Annotated in this window: 18 protein-coding genes and 1 pseudogene; 1 reads left to right on the plus strand and 18 read right to left on the minus strand. The window is 32.7% G+C overall.

The window, feature by feature from the left end:
- Positions 1-67 precede the first annotated feature (67 nt).
- The 16 genes and pseudogenes from C9J37_RS15900 to C9J37_RS15975 all read right to left on the minus strand — a co-directional run bounded on the left by C9J37_RS15900 (position 68) and on the right by C9J37_RS15975 (position 11,991).
- Positions 68-475, minus strand: coding sequence for a hypothetical protein (locus tag C9J37_RS15900; protein ID WP_235617144.1), 408 nt, complete (start codon positions 473-475; stop codon positions 68-70).
- A complete protein-coding gene (locus C9J37_RS15905; protein ID WP_107896118.1) occupies positions 444-674 on the minus strand; it encodes a helix-turn-helix transcriptional regulator in 231 nt (76 codons plus the stop codon). Before C9J37_RS15905 ends, C9J37_RS15900 begins: the two co-directional genes overlap by 32 nt.
- Positions 675-849: 175 nt before the next feature.
- A complete protein-coding gene (locus tag C9J37_RS15910; protein WP_107896119.1) occupies positions 850-1,431 on the minus strand; it encodes a hypothetical protein in 582 nt (193 codons plus the stop codon).
- Between the two features lie 171 nt (positions 1,432-1,602).
- Positions 1,603-1,817, minus strand: a pseudogene (locus C9J37_RS29695) (IS3 family transposase); the annotation flags it as partial.
- A gap of 97 nt (positions 1,818-1,914) precedes the next feature.
- Complete coding sequence (locus C9J37_RS15920; RefSeq protein WP_107896120.1) at positions 1,915-2,349, minus strand: hypothetical protein; 435 nt, start codon at positions 2,347-2,349, stop codon at positions 1,915-1,917.
- 372 nt (positions 2,350-2,721) lie between these two features.
- Positions 2,722-3,714, minus strand: a complete 993-nt coding sequence (locus tag C9J37_RS15925) for a sensor histidine kinase (RefSeq protein ID WP_107896121.1) — start codon at positions 3,712-3,714, stop codon at positions 2,722-2,724.
- On the minus strand, positions 3,711-4,379 hold the full coding sequence (locus tag C9J37_RS15930; RefSeq protein WP_024364148.1) for a response regulator transcription factor: 669 nt from the start codon (positions 4,377-4,379) through the stop codon (positions 3,711-3,713). Before C9J37_RS15930 ends, C9J37_RS15925 begins: the two co-directional genes overlap by 4 nt.
- A gap of 16 nt (positions 4,380-4,395) precedes the next feature.
- Positions 4,396-5,367: an alpha/beta fold hydrolase gene (locus C9J37_RS15935; RefSeq protein WP_107896122.1), complete on the minus strand. Its 972-nt coding sequence runs from the start codon at positions 5,365-5,367 to the stop codon at positions 4,396-4,398.
- 248 nt (positions 5,368-5,615) lie between these two features.
- Positions 5,616-5,831 (minus strand): DUF3955 domain-containing protein, encoded by a 216-nt coding sequence (locus C9J37_RS15940; protein WP_107896123.1) that lies wholly within the window; start codon positions 5,829-5,831, stop codon positions 5,616-5,618.
- A gap of 20 nt (positions 5,832-5,851) precedes the next feature.
- On the minus strand, positions 5,852-6,076 hold the full coding sequence (locus C9J37_RS15945) for a DUF3955 domain-containing protein (RefSeq protein WP_107896124.1): 225 nt from the start codon (positions 6,074-6,076) through the stop codon (positions 5,852-5,854).
- Positions 6,073-6,285, minus strand: a complete 213-nt coding sequence (locus tag C9J37_RS15950; protein ID WP_107896156.1) for a helix-turn-helix domain-containing protein — start codon at positions 6,283-6,285, stop codon at positions 6,073-6,075. The genes C9J37_RS15945 and C9J37_RS15950 overlap by 4 nt, the downstream gene beginning before the upstream one ends.
- Positions 6,286-6,295: 10 nt before the next feature.
- Positions 6,296-6,739, minus strand: coding sequence for a DUF2975 domain-containing protein (locus C9J37_RS15955; protein ID WP_107896125.1), 444 nt, complete (start codon positions 6,737-6,739; stop codon positions 6,296-6,298).
- Positions 6,740-6,753: 14 nt separating this feature from the next.
- The gene (locus C9J37_RS15960; protein WP_107896126.1) at positions 6,754-7,530 is read right to left on the minus strand and encodes a DUF2705 family protein; all 777 of its coding nucleotides are present in this window, start codon (positions 7,528-7,530) and stop codon (positions 6,754-6,756) included.
- Positions 7,527-8,426, minus strand: coding sequence for an ABC transporter ATP-binding protein (locus tag C9J37_RS15965; RefSeq protein ID WP_107896127.1), 900 nt, complete (start codon positions 8,424-8,426; stop codon positions 7,527-7,529). Before C9J37_RS15965 ends, C9J37_RS15960 begins: the two co-directional genes overlap by 4 nt.
- A gap of 1,065 nt (positions 8,427-9,491) precedes the next feature.
- Positions 9,492-9,758, minus strand: a complete 267-nt coding sequence (locus tag C9J37_RS15970) for a hypothetical protein (protein WP_107896128.1) — start codon at positions 9,756-9,758, stop codon at positions 9,492-9,494.
- A 547-nt stretch (positions 9,759-10,305) separates the two neighbouring features.
- Complete coding sequence (locus tag C9J37_RS15975) at positions 10,306-11,991, minus strand: methyl-accepting chemotaxis protein (protein ID WP_107896129.1); 1,686 nt, start codon at positions 11,989-11,991, stop codon at positions 10,306-10,308.
- A 1,278-nt stretch (positions 11,992-13,269) separates the two neighbouring features.
- Between C9J37_RS15975 and C9J37_RS15980 the strand changes: the two genes are divergently transcribed.
- A complete protein-coding gene (locus C9J37_RS15980; protein ID WP_107896130.1) occupies positions 13,270-14,229 on the plus strand; it encodes a hypothetical protein in 960 nt (319 codons plus the stop codon).
- 339 nt (positions 14,230-14,568) lie between these two features.
- Here C9J37_RS15980 and C9J37_RS15985 read toward each other — a convergent pair whose 3' ends face one another.
- On the minus strand, positions 14,569-15,495 hold the full coding sequence (locus C9J37_RS15985) for a DNA/RNA non-specific endonuclease (protein ID WP_107896131.1): 927 nt from the start codon (positions 15,493-15,495) through the stop codon (positions 14,569-14,571).
- Between the two features lie 295 nt (positions 15,496-15,790).
- Entirely contained in the window at positions 15,791-16,561 is a 771-nt protein-coding gene (locus C9J37_RS15990; RefSeq protein WP_107896132.1) for a hypothetical protein, read from the minus strand.
- Between the last annotated feature and the right edge of the window lie 667 nt (positions 16,562-17,228).

A 17,228-nucleotide genomic window follows, 5' to 3' on the forward strand; every position in this document is an offset into this window, starting at 1 on the left:
TTACCTTAATATTACCTATTGATAAAACTTCTGTTTCAATTAAACTATTTTAAACTCCACAGTATTTTTAATGATATTTTTTTGAAACAAAAAACTCAGTAATTGGCATTGTTATCCAAGCAAGTCCTATTACAATAACAAGTGGGATATTCTTTATATCATTCATTGCAGTTACGCTTTCTGAGATAACTAAAACGATAATCATCAATAAAAGTAATAGATAATAACTTATTTTTGTACTTACAAGTGTAATTTGTTTTTCTAATTCGTCTTTTTCTCCTTCGTGTTTCCCATCCATCTCCCCCCAAGTAATAGAGTGGAATAAAAGGCCAATTCCTAAAAATACATAGAAAAGTGTAGTAGCGTTGATTATTTCTTTTGTAATCCATTCATATACCCCATAACCACCAACTGCAGTAATAATAACTAAAGAACCGATTACACTAACCTTTTTTATAATTGTCACTTTTCTCATTCCTTTCGTATTTAAAAATAAATAATTCATCAAGAGGAGGACCTAAAATATATGACAATGTAAACGCCAATTCTAAACTTGGGTCATACTTATTATTTTCAATGGCATTGATTGTCTGCCTTGTCACGTTACATAGTTCTGCTAATTTGCCTTGTGAAAGACTGTTCTTTTCTCTACACTCCTTGATTCTATTTTCCATTTCGTATACCACTCCACTCTTGAGGTGTAAAAGATATTTTACATCTATATGATAAAACAAGACAAATAGGATGTCAAATATGTTTTACACTCTATTTGTCTTATTTGGCTGTTATTACTTTTATTCTACTTTGTACTAACCTGCTTACTTTAGCTAAGCATTGATGTGTTTTGTTTCATAAATTCCTATTTTTTACTTCCATTGATCTAGAGTAACCAAAACATTCTCTAAATAACTTCCTACCAATATATTGATGAAAATTATTGTAATTATTCCTGTAATATTCGTTCCAATAGCTAATCATTCTACTATAACTTTTGCAAAACAAATCATTATTTTCAAAACAAAATCTCTTAATTGGTTCTGTGTCTTGTTCTTTTAAAATATCATAAGTCATTTCTAGTATTTCTACGACATATTCATCACATATTTTTACAATATAAGGAATAGCCCAAGCCTCATAATCCATTAAAAGCAATGAATTCAGATGTTTTTGGCGAATAAACCCATCACAACTTCTTGAATACATGCAATGCAAAATCATTTTTTGTTGTACACTTAAATTGTCTATCAATTTATCTGAGTTATCAATGTTATAAATACGATAAGGAAATTTAATCACGTTTTCATCTTGAAAATATTCAATAGTCACCTGCGATTCATTATGAGTGACATTATTATAAGTCTGCTTAGGAATCATTCCAATCACATTAGCCACATCATCCCTCAAATATTTTGGAAATCCATCTTGAAACATCCAATCACATCCCTATTTCGTTAAAGGTACATTTGTGTTTACTCAACTGCTCATTAGCTGAAATACACTTTTTCACAATGGCTACAACTTCGTAAGGACAATAATTCTTTTTTAGCACCTCAATTTATTGCTTTAAATACCGGTTTTCCAATGCTAATTTCAATGTCCATTGTCTGGTTCTGGACCTTTATTAAAGCTATATTGTTTGCCTACTGGTTGTTTCAAACGATTCATTTCGCCATTTCTATACCAGCGCATCCATGTTCCCATCTGTGTTTTCTGGCGTATATTTAATTCCAATAAAATCTGTTTGATTGATACACCTGCTAATGCATCTCAATCACTTTCATTTTTACATCATATGGATAACTCACTCTTGTTCCCATAGAAAAAACACCTCCAAATTGAATGCACCCCCTATATAAAGAGGCATTTCGTAACCCCTACCTAACATCAAATATCTAAAATTAGTACTTGTATTTTTTATTTTACATCAACATCGAAAACAAAAGTCTCTTTTCCTTTATCCCATACTACCTTAAGTTCATAAATATAATACCCTTCTTTAGATGGCATTGTTATTTTATAATCTTTAATTTCAACATTATCAATTAAACCTTCTTCATCTAATTTAGTTATTATTATGGAAGAAGGATTTTTTTCAATTTCAAAATTTAATATATCACCTTTTTTGACTTCCAATGTTTCAAAATCATCGGCTAATTCATTTATATCACGAGAACTTATATCTGTTATTTTAACATTTTCATCTTCCCATTCGTAATCAACTGGAATCATTGTATATTGTTTTTCATTCAAAATAACTTTGCCTTCTGGTTGACTAATGGTACCTTTTGGAAAAGCGTTACACCCATTTAACAGAGCAACAATCAGAATAGATAAAACTATTTTTTTCATTTTAACACCTCCTTTTTATTATAGATTCCATTTAGAGTAAATGTTCCGCATTAAGTTTTACAAAAAAACAATATATGTATAGATCGTATATATGTTATTATTTTTAATATAACACAATATTTAGGAGTTTATGAGATTGGAAATAAGTTTATACTTCCACAAGTCAACCATCAGAAGCTCCAGATAATATCATTTATTATGATACTGATAAATATGATCTATTAATCACTGATGAAGTTATTATTAGAACAATGGCCAAGTGATTTTAAAGGAAATAATCTTTTAGATTTTTTACTAGATTCAAAAAAGGTTATCAAAAATAAAAAAGCCATTATTCTTGAGAAGAGAATAATGGCTTTGACAAGACTATCTTCATCTTTTAAGTTGCGCATAACTTATGGTCACTTGAGTACCTTTTTCATTGGATTGGATTGTACTCTGTAGTTCAAGCACTCGACAAATATCTTCGATGATACATAAACCAGTACCCTTTTCCTCCACATTAAACCCAATCCCATTATCCTTAAAGTTAATTGCGTTTGTTTGCAAAGTGATTTCCAATGTATCACACGCTGCATGACGCACTATATTTTGGAAGATATTATCAAATAATCGGTGCAACCAAATTTCATTACTGCGCCATTGGCAGTTAGTTGCGCAATTGTTTAACACAATAGAGATTTGGTTGACTTTAAATAAAAAATTCCACTTTAAAATAATTGTATTTAGAAGTTTTGGAACATCTACTTTTTCCATGATTACATACGAATTATCAACACGAGATAAGCGTTCAAAGTCATATTCATTGGATAACTTTGAAATATAGTTTATTTGTTCGTTTAAAGAATTGAAAATATCCTGATGTTGTGAAAAATCATGTTCGATTGTGTACAGTTGTAAGCGCATCGCTGTTAAAGGCGTATTAATATCATGGCGCAACTGAGTTAAAAGTTCTTGTTTCATTCGCTCCTGTTGCTGTATTTCAATTTCCTTTGATATCGTCCGGTCAATAAGAAGGTTTACTGCACTGGTTAAATCCCCTAATTCATCATTTCTAGCGTAAGGAATCTTTTGCAGCCTCTTCTTGTCGTCACTTGCCAACTCCATAATTGTTTGCTTTAATACATTGATCCGTTTAATCAATGTATTAATGGATTTAGAGAATAGAATAGCCAAAGCAAAGAAACTGACGATAAATAATCCTAGCATAATTGGGTAAGCTTTTGACTCATAAAACTGGGTTTGTGCATCATTTGAAAAATGATTGTAAATGATGGTTACGATAACACTAATCACAACAACAGAAAGTGGAACACTGCCTATAACCGTCAATAGCAATAGTTGATATTTCTTTTTTAGTTTCATTGTTTCATATGAGTATTCATACGATACCCTTCTCCATATACATTTTGAATAATAACACCATCTCGATCGTCAATTTTGCTGCGTAACTTTTTGATATATACGTTAATTAAATTTAAATTGCGATCCTCTAGCGGCCAAAGGTATTCCATGAATTGTTCTTTAGATAAAATAAAATTTGCGTTTTCGTAGAGATAAAAGAATATTTTCTTTTCAATCGCTGTCAATTCGACTTCTTTATGATGTTGATGATTAACAACACGCATATGCGTAACATCAATTGATAAATGCTGTATTTGTTTGTGAATGCCGTAAGTAGCAACTAATTTATTTTTTATTCGTATTAATAATTCCCTCGGATCAAATGGCTTTACCATGTAATCTTCGCCAATTTCAAGCCCTCTTAATTTACTCTCAATATCACTTCTAGCAGTTAAAAATATGATAGGGATATTATGCCCTAGCTGATTAATTCGCATGGAAATTTGATACCCATCCTCCCCTGGTAGCATAATATCCATAATGACAATGTCGACTTGCTTAATAACGGTATATAATGAAGCTCCATTTTCTAACCAGATTACGTTATACCCTTCTTTTTGTAATATATTCTCTAATAAACTTCCAATCATTTTATCATCTTCTACCAGTAAAATTGTAAACAACATTTTCGTCCTTTCCTCACTATTGTTCAACCATCTCCTGCAAGAATTTTTGGATTTCTTCATAGATTTCAGTAGTATGGTACAAGTAAATACTGTGCTTGCTTTTTATTTGAATTACAGTTGAAACGTCTAACTGCTTTGCAAAATCCTGATAGTCTTTTAGTGATGCTTTAGCAGCTTTAGAATTTTTATCAAGGTAAGCATCAATAAATAAAATTGGGGTTGTTTTTGGAATAGGTAATGAAGTAGACTTTTTACTATTATTTACGACATGTAGCATTTCTTGTTCCATATCGTTGTTGATGCCCTGTTTATTTGAAATCGCCTTAAATATTTCTTTTTCTTTTGAAGTTAGAAAATCTTTCTCTAAGACGGCTTCGTTATATGCTAAATTCGGAAACACTCTTTGGAATCCTAATTCACTTAAAGCATTCCCTATTTTCATAAAAGTCTTTTCTGCGAAACCTACGGGATGTTTTATATATTGAGATGGTAAACCAATATCTAACGCCACAATGGCTTTTACTTCTTTCGGATATTTCTGCGCCCAATAGATGGCTTCGATTCCTGAAATCGAGTGTGGTACTAAAATATAAGGGGGCTTATTCCCGCTTTTCATTAGTGCCTCCCTCGTTTGTTCTAGTATTACATCTATAGCCCGATCGTCGTTAAATACATCACTATACCCATATCCCGCTCTTTCCACAACGGCAATTTTATCTTCTTTTGAAAAATGACGATACAAGCTTTTTAATTCATACATCGGTGCTGCTACTGCTGAGCCAGCCATAAATACAAATGTATCATTGTCCTGACCTTCAGAATAAACATTCATCTTCTTTCCGTTAAAATTGATTAGTTTGCCCGTATTATTCTCTAATAACGAACTCTCTTTATTCTCTTTGAACTTATGGAAGCTATAGACAGAGACGCTAAACACAAGCAATAACATACAGAAACTTACTGAAAACCACTTCATAATTTTTTTCATTTTCTAGTTGCCCCTTTCAATTATAGATACAAGGTTAAAGTAAAAAAATATAATTCTTATAAACTTTTGATGATTTTTTGAATTTAAACAGTCAATAAACTAAATTTGGGCACACATCAAAAAGTCACGAATGTTTTTAAATTAACGTTTCGTGACTTTACTAATAAACTATATAGTTAAACAAACTTTGCTTTTGAGTGATTAAAAAATAGACAAGCATGATGAAATATCAGCCTGTCTATTAACGTTTATTTTTTTGTGATGCCTTGTTTAGCATTCGAAATAATCGTGATAATTAATGACACAACACTGACGAAAATAAGCAAAGCACCTACTGGCGTTAAGAAGAAGTATGGCTCGTCTATCATGCCATTATCCTGTACAGTGACAGGCGCAAACTTTGACGCGATTAATAATATAATCCCTAACACAAGTGGTACAACAGCAAAAATCATTTTTTTCATAAATACTCTCTCCTCTACTTTTATCGGTGTTTAATATTTTTCTTAATCTTTGTAATAGCCATAATCATCAATGCAATGACACCGATAAAGATGAATAGCACACTTACTGGCACTAGGAAGAAGTATGGCTCATACAGCATGCCATCCTGCTGTACACTGGAAGGTGCGAACGCTAACGCAATCATAAATATAACGCCTAGTATTAGTGGAACAGATGCGACGATTATTTTTTTATATGACATCATTCCTTCCCTTTTTCATAAGCTAAAAGATCACCAGGCTGACAATCTAACACTTCACAAATTTTATTTAACGTTGAAAATTTTACTGCTTTTGCTTTTCCAGTTTTAAAAATAGACACATTAGCCATCGTAATGTCAAGAGCTTCCGATAATGCTGTCACTGACATTTTTCGTTTTGCTAACATGACATCGAGATTGACGATGATTGCTATAACCTCCACCTCAAATCGTTAATTTTGCTTCTTCCTCTAGCTGTTTCGCCTCTTGAAATACATTTGCTAATACACGTAAAAATAAGGTTAATGTTACAGCCATTCCTAAAAATAATAAACAGAATGCCAAAATAGTTATCGTCGCTTGCTCGCTTATAATGATGTAAACAATGCCAATCGCATATAGTACAATCTCACTCATTGCTAAGTAACTTATATTTTTAAGATGTTTAATATGTTGTTCACTAAAGAGCTGTTCCGAAATGACTGAGCAAATTTTCCAAGCAAACCATAATGCTATATAAAAAGGGAGTGCGGTAACCCACATAAATAGTGTAATCGGCATGCCTTCAATAGTAGCTGTCATTAGTGGCACAACGAAGGAAAAAAATAATATACTCGAAAGTGCAACTATTATAATTAGAAACTTTAACCACATTGCTAACTTCTTCATATTGCCAACTCCTTTTACAGTATGTCGCGCTTTTTAAACACCACACTTGCTATGACTAACATGACAAGCAGATGTATAACTACATAAAGAAAGGACGTTGTTAACGTAAAGTGCTCTGATAGCATATTCGTTCCGTTTCCAATTAGCGGGTTAGCATCCAAATCTCTTAAACTTAAATGCTTAAACACAAAAATATCTGAATATTTCTTCAACAAACTTGTCATGATGTTAACGATATTGCCCTGTAATAAAAATATAAGCATTGTAATTGTGACTGGTAGTATCGTTGTTGTCATCAAACTCACAAGCATAAACGCTAACGTAATATAGAAGACGATGGGCACAAATTCGTACATGACAATTTTAAGTAATATGCTGAGTGTAAAATTATCTGCCGTCCAACCAAAGCGAATGCCCCCTACAAGCATAGAAACCAATAGTGCCGCAACAATAAATAATACAACGGTAATCAGGATTGCAAAATACTTGGAAAGCAAAATAGCTACCCGCGACTTTGGACGAATTAATAATTGCTTAATCGTACCTTGCTGAAACTCATCAGCAATCGACTTTACCATTAACGAAATACTAAATATCGTGACAAGCATCGCTGTAATCGTAAAGTTCAAATGTGAAAACGTCACATAGCTTGAAAACCTCTCCGCTGGTGGTAGCCAATTTTTAAGAATAAAGGCGGTTGCTACCTGCAACGTAAGTAGTACCGTTAAAAAAACGCGCACATTCTTTTTTACGAAAATTTTCATTAACTCATTTTTGATTAAATTGATCATGAAGTTGCCCCCTTCGTAATTGCTAAAAATTCATCTTCTAGCGTTTTTTGTTTGGGAATAACCTCATAAATCGCAATATTGTGGGACACGAGCTTTGCAATAATGGCGGCAACTTCTACTTCATCTGCTGTTACCTCAAATGAAGTGTCACTTATAATGCGGCAGTCTATTAGCTCATCAATGCCCTCCGTTTGTTTCGTTTTAATCTGCACACGATGCTCGCCCGCCTGCTTTTCGTGTAGGTTGTGCTCTTTAATAAAGGTGCCCTTATTAATAATGAGCACACGGTCACACATTAGCTCAATCTCACTTAATAGGTGGCTTGATACAATGACCGCTATTTTTTCCTTCTGTGCAAGCTCGCGTAAATACTCCCGAATTTTGCGAATACCGGCAGGATCTAAGCCATTTGTTGGCTCATCTAAAATTAAAACTTTTGGTTGATGTAATAAGGCTTGTGCAATCCCTAAGCGCTGCTTCATACCAAGCGAGTAGTTTTTCACAGGCGCGTGTATAGATTCTCCTAAATCTACGAGCTGAACTATTTCATCAATGCGCGCCTTCGAAACTTTATGATTCGCCATATTGGCAAAGTGCATTAGGTTTTGTCTACCTGTCATATATCCATATAATTCAGGGTTCTCTACAATTGCACCAATATTCATGAGCGCTTTTTCTCGCTCTGTAGCAATGCTATGCCCACAAATTTGAATATCTCCTCGCGTCATACTAATTAACCCTGTAATCATTCGGATTGTCGTTGTTTTGCCACTACCATTCGGTCCTAAAAAGCCATAAATCTCGCCCTCTTTTACCTCAAAAGTTAAGCCATGTACAATCTTTTTATCACCGATGCTTTTTTGCACGTCGGTTAATCTCAATACAGTTTTCCCCATCTGTCACCCACTCCTTTTGACGTTTTTATGGTAATACAAAATAAATTACATTGCAACAAAAATATATCGTAAATCAATAAATTTATATCCCTTCGAAACAAATTATAGAGATTTAATATTATCATTTTGTTGTTTAATAGCCTGAAAGAGGTGTTCCTGTATAACGGGTACAACTTTAATTCAAATCTACAAATCGTCCGCAAATCGTTCTAAGTTACCTGTTGTTTTTTGGTAATCTAAGCATGCTTCAGGCAGCCTAGATTATCCGAGCGTAGGTTTTGAATAAAGATTGATTAAAATGGAGTTAATCTATTTAACTAAGTAGGAGTTCAAAGTATTCAATCAGATGTCTGATTCTATTAAATAAATGGTAGAATCCATATTAGCAGGAAATAAAGAAATAGGGGAATCGAAAGTGCGTCCAGTGTATTAATGGAGGGATATGCTTTATAAATTTTTAGTGTTGTTCAACAATATGGTCCTATTACTGAAAAGGGCACAATTATTAAATATCAAAAATTTAAAATGCTTCAAATATTGATCTGTAGGTTAGTATAAAAATTAACTAAATACAAAAATATCAAATTAATAAAGTGTTTGGTTTATATTTAGTTTGTTATTTTAAAAAACGATTCTTCTTCTTTCTTCAACAGAAATTGAACGGTATATTATATTCATCATCTTGAATTACCTCTTTTGTTTCCAGGTAATAAGAAATACTTGTACAAGTGAACCTTGACGAACTTTAAATGAAGAGTGAAGCTTAGTTTAAAAGCAGATATCGCTTGATTTAAGTGGGTGGTCTATTACATTATTTCTTTCAATAAAATTAATTTTATTTAAGTAGCAGATTGGAAATGAAATCTTTACTCAAGCTTTTCAACAATAGTCTAAAGGAATTATTTGCTTGGGCAACTGTATACGTGGCATTTAAGGGGAAGCTATTATACGTAATTTGATAATCTATCAAACCTAATAAGCCACATCCATTTGTGCTGTACCCCTATTGTTATTACGTGTTTTAACAGTGGGGATAAAGGTTAAATAGATGTAGCTTAAACTATATTATTCAGATTTTGAAGTCTCGATTGTTTCGCTGTGATTACAAATAAAACACTTTGCTTTAATTTCTATACTAGTTGAGAGCTTCTGCAACATACTTAAATCATTAGCCAGTTTTTCTATTTCAACCAACCCTTCACTTTGCAAATTACTAACATCCTGTTCAAGTTGATTTAATAACTTTTGAATTAATTCTATATTCTCTTGATATTTCTCTAAAACATGTTCAGTATCCAATATTTGACCATGATTATTTGCATTTTTCAGCATTGATTGACTCTTCCTCTCTTACATAAAGTCATTTTAACATTATAGTCTTTGATATACTAGAAATTGATCAACATCCTAGGATATGAACCACGTCATCATTTTAATTTAATATTCACTATTATAAAGTCATTTAAATTTTTTAACAATTATTATTCTTAATATAATTTAAAAGCTACTTCTAGTTAGATATGACTCAATAATTCCTAAAAATATTATAGAAATATAAACATAACTTTTACAGCTATTGCGGACGAGATACATTACAATCCCTTCTTGTTTTACTACACTATTCAATGAAAGATAATCGAAGGGGTCATTTTTATTTTTTCTAAATATTATTCAACTTAATATTAAAGATCAAAGTTTGATTTACTCCTGGATACCAGTATACATTACGGGATTGCTCAATAAGCCAATCATTTAAGGTATATTCTCTTTTTTACACAGTCAGAAAATCCTCATCTCCTTTTTTATGGAAATGAGGATTTCTTTTTAATAGAAAAGATTGATTTTTTTCATAAAGCAACTAACCTATTTAATCCTTTAATTAGATTTTAAATTTATTAATTTCTTCTTGCACTGTCATTGCTCCTTCACTTAACGATTTAGCTACAGCATTGATTTCTTGAATCGTTGCTGTTTGTTCTTCTACGGCTGCAGCAATCATTTCGGATTGTTCTGCGGCGGTAGTTGCAGCAGAAGCCATTTCATTTACTGAAGCGGCAACTTCTTCAGTACTTGCCGAAATTTCTTCAGTAGAAGCTGAAACCTCTTCAATTTGAGAAGTAATTTCTTGAATGGCCTTCATAATAGTATCAAATGATACTTGGGCATTTTGGATAAAGGTAACACCTTCTTCGACATTTTGCACAGTGACACTCACTGCCTTTTCAACTGCATTTGTTTCTTGTTGAATAGATGTTGTTAGATCAACAATTTGATGAGCAGAAGCCTTTGATTCTTCTGCAAGCTTCCGAACTTCATCGGCAACGACTGCAAAACCTTTTCCATGCTCACCAGCACGTGCCGCTTCGATAGCTGCATTAAGGGCAAGAAGATTTGTTTGCTCCGTAATATCCGTAATAACTTTTATAATTTTTTCTATCTCTGTTGATTGTGCACTTAACTGTTTAATTCGCTCATTTGTCTCATGAGAAGATTGTTGAATAACAGCCATTTGGTTTTCTGCGGTCTGTAATGTTTTTCCGCCTTCATTGGCAATCACTTGTGTGTCTAATGCTTTTGAATTAAGTAGCTGTGTTGCTTCTGCGATTCGTTGTACACCATGGGCAGTTTCATCCATTGCGGTCGCACTTTCTCGTCCCGTCATAGCCGATTGATTAGCACCCTCTGATGTTACCTCTATTCGATTGGCTACTTCATTGGATGAGATAGCTACTTGATCGGTGCTGGCTGCTAATTGTTCAGCAGCGGCCGTTGTTTGCTCTACATTTGCAGCAACATTATTAATAATTGAATGTAATTTCCTTTTCATTTCATTAAATGAATCGGCTAATACTCCAATTTCATCGTTTGTTTTCACATTTATATCTTCTCCGCTTAAATCACCCTCAGCAATAACTTTTGCAGTAGCATTTAGTTTATTAATAGGTACAGTAATTAAACGAGTAATAAATACTGAAATGAGAAGAGCAAGAATTGTGGTTACGATAGCAATACCTAAAATGATCAGTGAACTATTATTTGCAATTTTAGTTGCTTCAGCGTTCGACTTTTCCATCTGTTGCTTTTGATAAACAGAAATTTTGTTCACTGCAAGTTGAATACCTTCATTTGCAGGGCGCACCAATACTTGTATTTTTTCAATGGAAGCTTGAACATCTTCCTTGTTATATGTATTGATAATATCTTGCGCACCCTGATTAAATTTTGCTTGATTTTCTTTTATACTTTGAAGTTGTTTTTGCATTTCAGGATTTTTTATTATTTTTTCTAGTTCTGCAGTTTTATCTTCGATTAGTTTTTCCTGTCTTTGCAGGTTTTTAATTGTTTCATCACTTGGATCAAGTATGTAAGAACGAATGTAAAGACCTTGTAAAGAAGATGCGTTTAATATAGCATCGACTTGTAAAAGTTTATAGACTCTGTCTTCTATAGTAAATGTATACTTGTTATCAACACTACTTAATTGGACAAATGCAATGGTAGAACTAAGTAGTAAGAATAAAATAATAATACCAAACCCTAAGTAAATTTTCTTTTTAATTGACATAAATCTAAACCCCCACGTATTTTTGAAACACCTTTCTCAAAAAAATATATTAGAATGATAATTTAATAGTGCACTAACCTTTTAAAGATAAAGCCATTTATTTTCAACTGGTTGTATGAAATATTCATCTGCTTTACTGGTTCATTAATTCAAGTATGTCATTTATTCATCCACGACCTTCTATAAAAGCAGTAATCTCATCCTTAAGGCTAGTAGCAATTCTACAAATTTTAAGGAGATAGAACATTTTTGTATAATAGCTTAATAATAAATCTATCTCCAAATTTTGTTGGTAATTCCACCACTTAATCAAATGATCTTCCGATTTTAATATTAAACTTTCCTCACTAATTTTCGTTATTTAATCGAATAACCTAGCTTAAATTTCAGGGCTCACTTTGTATATTAAATAAGTCTTCTAGGTCAATGGTGTATTTTACAAAATCCTCTCAATTATTGTACTAAATAATAAAATAATGTGGGGAAATATACATATTACAAGTTAAATCATACTTAAAAGAATTAATATATGATAAATAGTTTTATAATAAACAGTGTTGCATTCAACATCTTAACTAAAACTGCAACTTTGTTCTTCATAAGAATAGATTGCCCTCCAAGGATTCTCTCCCTCAAGAACAATATTCCCTGCATTTTTTTATCTGAGTAAGATACGGATTCGTTGAACCTTTACAAACATCTATTATCGTGTCTTGCAAAACTACGCAAATTAGTCAATTCTAATTTCTGGATAAATTAAAGAATCCTATATTTTTAAGAAGAGATTTTATAGTCTTTAATATTCCAGTATTTTTGTACCATCAGTAAATTTAATAACTACAGCATTATTAGTAACAACAAGCTCTTCCACTATCTTACCGTTTTTCAGGTATAACTTTATGCTTCCTTATTTCCTTGATATAAAAAGTCCCTTCATTTAAAATTTGATTAAATAAATTAGTTATTTGCAGAAAATACTTTTTTAACTTTTCCATTCTTAATTTAAAATTAAAATACAATACTTCTATATTTTTTTAACCTATTTTCATCTTGAAACTTGTTATAATGTTCTTACAGATTTACTTTACTATTCAACTCTCTCCCCCCACCTCATCATTCATGACTGACTGCGATATAAATTAGCTTTTGGTATCAAAAACTACGATTGAATTCCTAACAAATTAAACAAATAATAGACTACTAACTACACGTTACTCTTCTTATTTCATATCCTATAGTATCCTGGCAAATAAACTTAACTTACCAGGTGAATCTGATATGAAGGGAGGTAAAAAAATGGGATATTTAAACAAAGATAATGGCAATCAAAATTTTAACAACTCGCTTAAACATTGCAATTGTCAGAATCATTCTAACTGCTCTAACCGTTGTTCCAAAAAATGCTGTCACCAATGCCAGCCTTGTCAATGTTCATGTTGCGGAAATGTGGGCGGAGGAGGTCCTATAGAAATAAATATTTTCGGATTTAATACGTCTGGTTTTACCTATGTCCTTAGCCAAGGCGGAAAAAGTATAGAACGTGCTGTATCATTTAGTGTCTTTGGGATTGATTTCAACTCTGACGGGATACTTCCGCACCCTCGTACAATCTCTGGAATAGTCCGAAGAGATGGAACTATTCCCTCAGGATCAGTCGGTTTCACTGTCTCTCACGCCCCAAATACGGGGACATACAGAGTTATTTTCACTAAACCTTTTTCCATCGTCTCTCCTGATCAAGAACCTACTTTAGAAATCATACCTGATCCAGTAAACGTACAAGTAGGTAGGCCTGGATTTGGGACAGGAGAAGGTGTTACAGATGTTATTTCAGGAATAATCAGCAGTGAAGGGGCTATTTTGGATGGAACAACACTTGAATGTAGTCAACAGTATGCGTTTACAGTGGAAAAAAATGATTGTCAACCAGGCTTTTATAGAGTTAGGTTTAAACCTGAGTTACAGGTAAGGACGCTGCTTAGAGGTGGGATTGAAATTAGCATTATAGATTTACAAGTTCAATCACCTGGATGTTGTGCGAATAACTGTTCGTGTAACCGTAAATGCACATGTCGCTCTTCTTCTAGTAATGGCGAAGTATATAGTCAAGGGATTGATCTGCCTTTTGTTGATAGAAGTGGTTTTATTTATAGACCTTATGAAATCACAGATGTTGGAAAGGTATATGTAGATTTACCGGTTTCCTTCTCTGCTCTACTAATAAGAGAAGAATCTTAACCGTATTTACTATTAAAACGTATAGAAAACTTGTTAAAAATGATATTAAAAACATCATTTAAATAGGTTACAGTGAACCCTTTTATATTTCAATTTTGGGAAAACACTAATACTGAAAGTAAATCAATATAAAATACAAGATGTCTGGTTCCTAAAAAAATACAGAGGTATTTTAGAACCAGACATCTTCACATAGTCGCTTTGACAACTTCAACATTCAGCTAGACAAACTCAAAAATCATTGTGTTTGTCTATAGCCTGATTAGCGCTCATTATTGAGCACTATTTTTATAAATCGTCCAAGGACAAGCATGTTTTTTATCCTCAAGTTCAAGAAGCTTATTCACCTACCAAACCGTCGTTATCACGGTCTTGCATATATTTGTACAACCAGTGTTCACGAGTTATTGGCATGCTATAACCTGCTGCTTTTGCTTCTTTAATCGTCACTTGTCCATTTCCATCTGTATCAACACTCGAAATATCTTCAGTGCCATTCGAAGCATTGGACTTATTCGAACTTGTTGAGTTAGTTGATTTAGTTGATTTACTTTCAGTTAATCCTAGAGATTTATTTATTTCATCAGGGTTACCGTTAGCAAACTCATCTACAATTTTATTCCCTTTTAAAGTGTAAGTGTACTTGTAATGAGAAGGAATCTGCGTTTCCTTATTAGGATATGTAATAATAGCTTCGAAATTAGTAGCTCCACCAGCTTTACGAATAGCGTCTTCCATATATGCTTGATCACCATGTCGGTTAAGGGTGCTATTTTGTGGCGTAATATTATAAGCGTTTGATACCCCACCAAGGGAATCTGCAATAATATGTCCTTCATCTAAATCTGCTCTTTCTACACCAGGAACTTTTGCTTCATCCGCGTAGTATCTGCCAGCTGATGTTACGGGTTCGGTACGGTCATCTTGTAGAACAATTTCGTCAGCAATGACACGAACCAATTGCCCTGCCTCATTCGTAAATGCATAGTAATGGCGGTCCCCAAAGCCAATGTCAACGACGACGTTAGGTTCGCGATGTCCTGACAAATCGCCACCATCAACCTCAATCAGTTTGTACCCTTTGAACAGTTCATCTTTTGTTTGAGTTGCTGTATTTTCTGATGCTGTTTTTTCTGTTACCGTAGTTGTTGTTAATTCTTGTGAATCTGTTTCTTTCACTGTAACGGATGCATCTTCTACGTTAGTACAACCAACAATAAAAGTGGCAGTTACAAGTAAGATTAAATAGTTTATTCTCTTTTTCATTATGGGACTCCTTACAATTGTTTTTTCTGAACATTCTAGAACTCTATTAACATTGTTAACCTATTTATAATAGCATATTACAATATTAATTTTATTACAGTAGCAATTTCAATTTAAGAAGGTAGTGCACCCCAATGATTTTCATTTTAACTCAAGGATAACTCACTCTTTTTCCCCTAGAAAAAAACACCTCCAAATTGAAATTTAGATAGTTACACCCGAATTTCAATTGAAAATGCTTTTTTGTCTATCCCTATTTTCGGGTCAATTCCCATTGAGTGGTCTTTTTTCTAATTTATTCTTCAACTGGCTTCAATAGATTGGCTGGAATAAAACCAAAATTCACATCTCCCACCATCAAATAGCCATTTATCTCAATTCCTGGTGAATAAAAGACTGTTCCCTTCAACTCTTTTCCATGGTATTTTGTTATCATCGGACCACTGTATTGCTCTGTATCTTCTGTTAATATATATGAGCCTTTATATCTTATTATCTTTTCAAAAATTCGAATATCAGTGCTATCAAGAATACCAGGAGTAATTACATCCTCTCCTTCAATATCTCCAGCACAAAGATGGTAATTTAATTTGCCCTTCCCAATAGAAACTACAAATATTTTTGGTCTGCAAGCATCTTCTCGTTTTCCAACTGTTAAAAGTTCACCATAGTCAAGGTTATACACTCCTTCGAATTTCAAGCCCTGATGATTAATATTGACATAGGCTGGATTGTTATAGAAAGATGCACGAATATCAATCGGTACTTCATTAAAAACCACTAAATCGGTTGCTTGTACCCGATATTGCCCCATTTGATAAAATGTTTTGCCATCATACTTTTCAATATCATACGTTCTAAAGAAGTTATTCTGCTTAACCATTAAAGAATCAAACGTACCATTTGGATTTTTCTTATATACTTTTATGTCTTTTTTAAAGGTCATTTTTCCTGTTTGCCCTTTTACAACTTCTGCTCCATCATACATCACTTTTGCTTCTGATTTTGTAGGATTTACTATCACAAATACGCATGCTACTAGTAACAAAATAAATATTTTTTTCATTATTCTCCCCTAACTGTTTTATTTCAAACAAACATAATATCTCATTATTGTATACCAGTAATCCAATATCTACCAATGGATGTTAATAATTCAACAAAAGTAGAGTGTTTTTCCATAACATTATTTTATCTTTAGCCAACAGTTTTTTAGAGTTGTTGTAATATTGTTGTGAAATGTCATCTATAAGCTTATCGAGTATTGGTAAATATCCATTGCTCATTATAAGATTTTCAATCACCTTATAATCACGGTGTAATGTCTATACTGCCAAATCAAAGAAATCCTCTTTGTGTTAATCATCTATCTAAACGCTCCTTGTCCGCACTCTCTTAAATATGACTAACTAACAACATTATTCTTCAAAAAAATCTGTTAAAAAATTGTTCAATTCCAACTTCTCTAAATAAAAATTTTATTGGATGTCCACCATGAGCCAAATTGCTGTTAGGAATTAAAATTTTCTCCCGAAGTTTTTTAAAAATATCTGAATTGATTTCAGGAAACCATTCTTCCTAGCTTAAACCTTTATCTTTTTCAATTAAGATTAAATACATTAAATATATTCAAACATATAAGGAAAGTCTTTTTCAATATGTTGATAACCTTCTATAGTGAAGATAAATAACTCTCGAAATTGAAATAATCAGTATTTATTCCATAATCATAC

Origin of the sequence: Lysinibacillus mangiferihumi, from assembly GCF_003049665.1 — a bacterium.
Taxonomy (GTDB): Bacteria; Bacillota; Bacilli; order Bacillales_A; family Planococcaceae; genus Lysinibacillus; species Lysinibacillus mangiferihumi.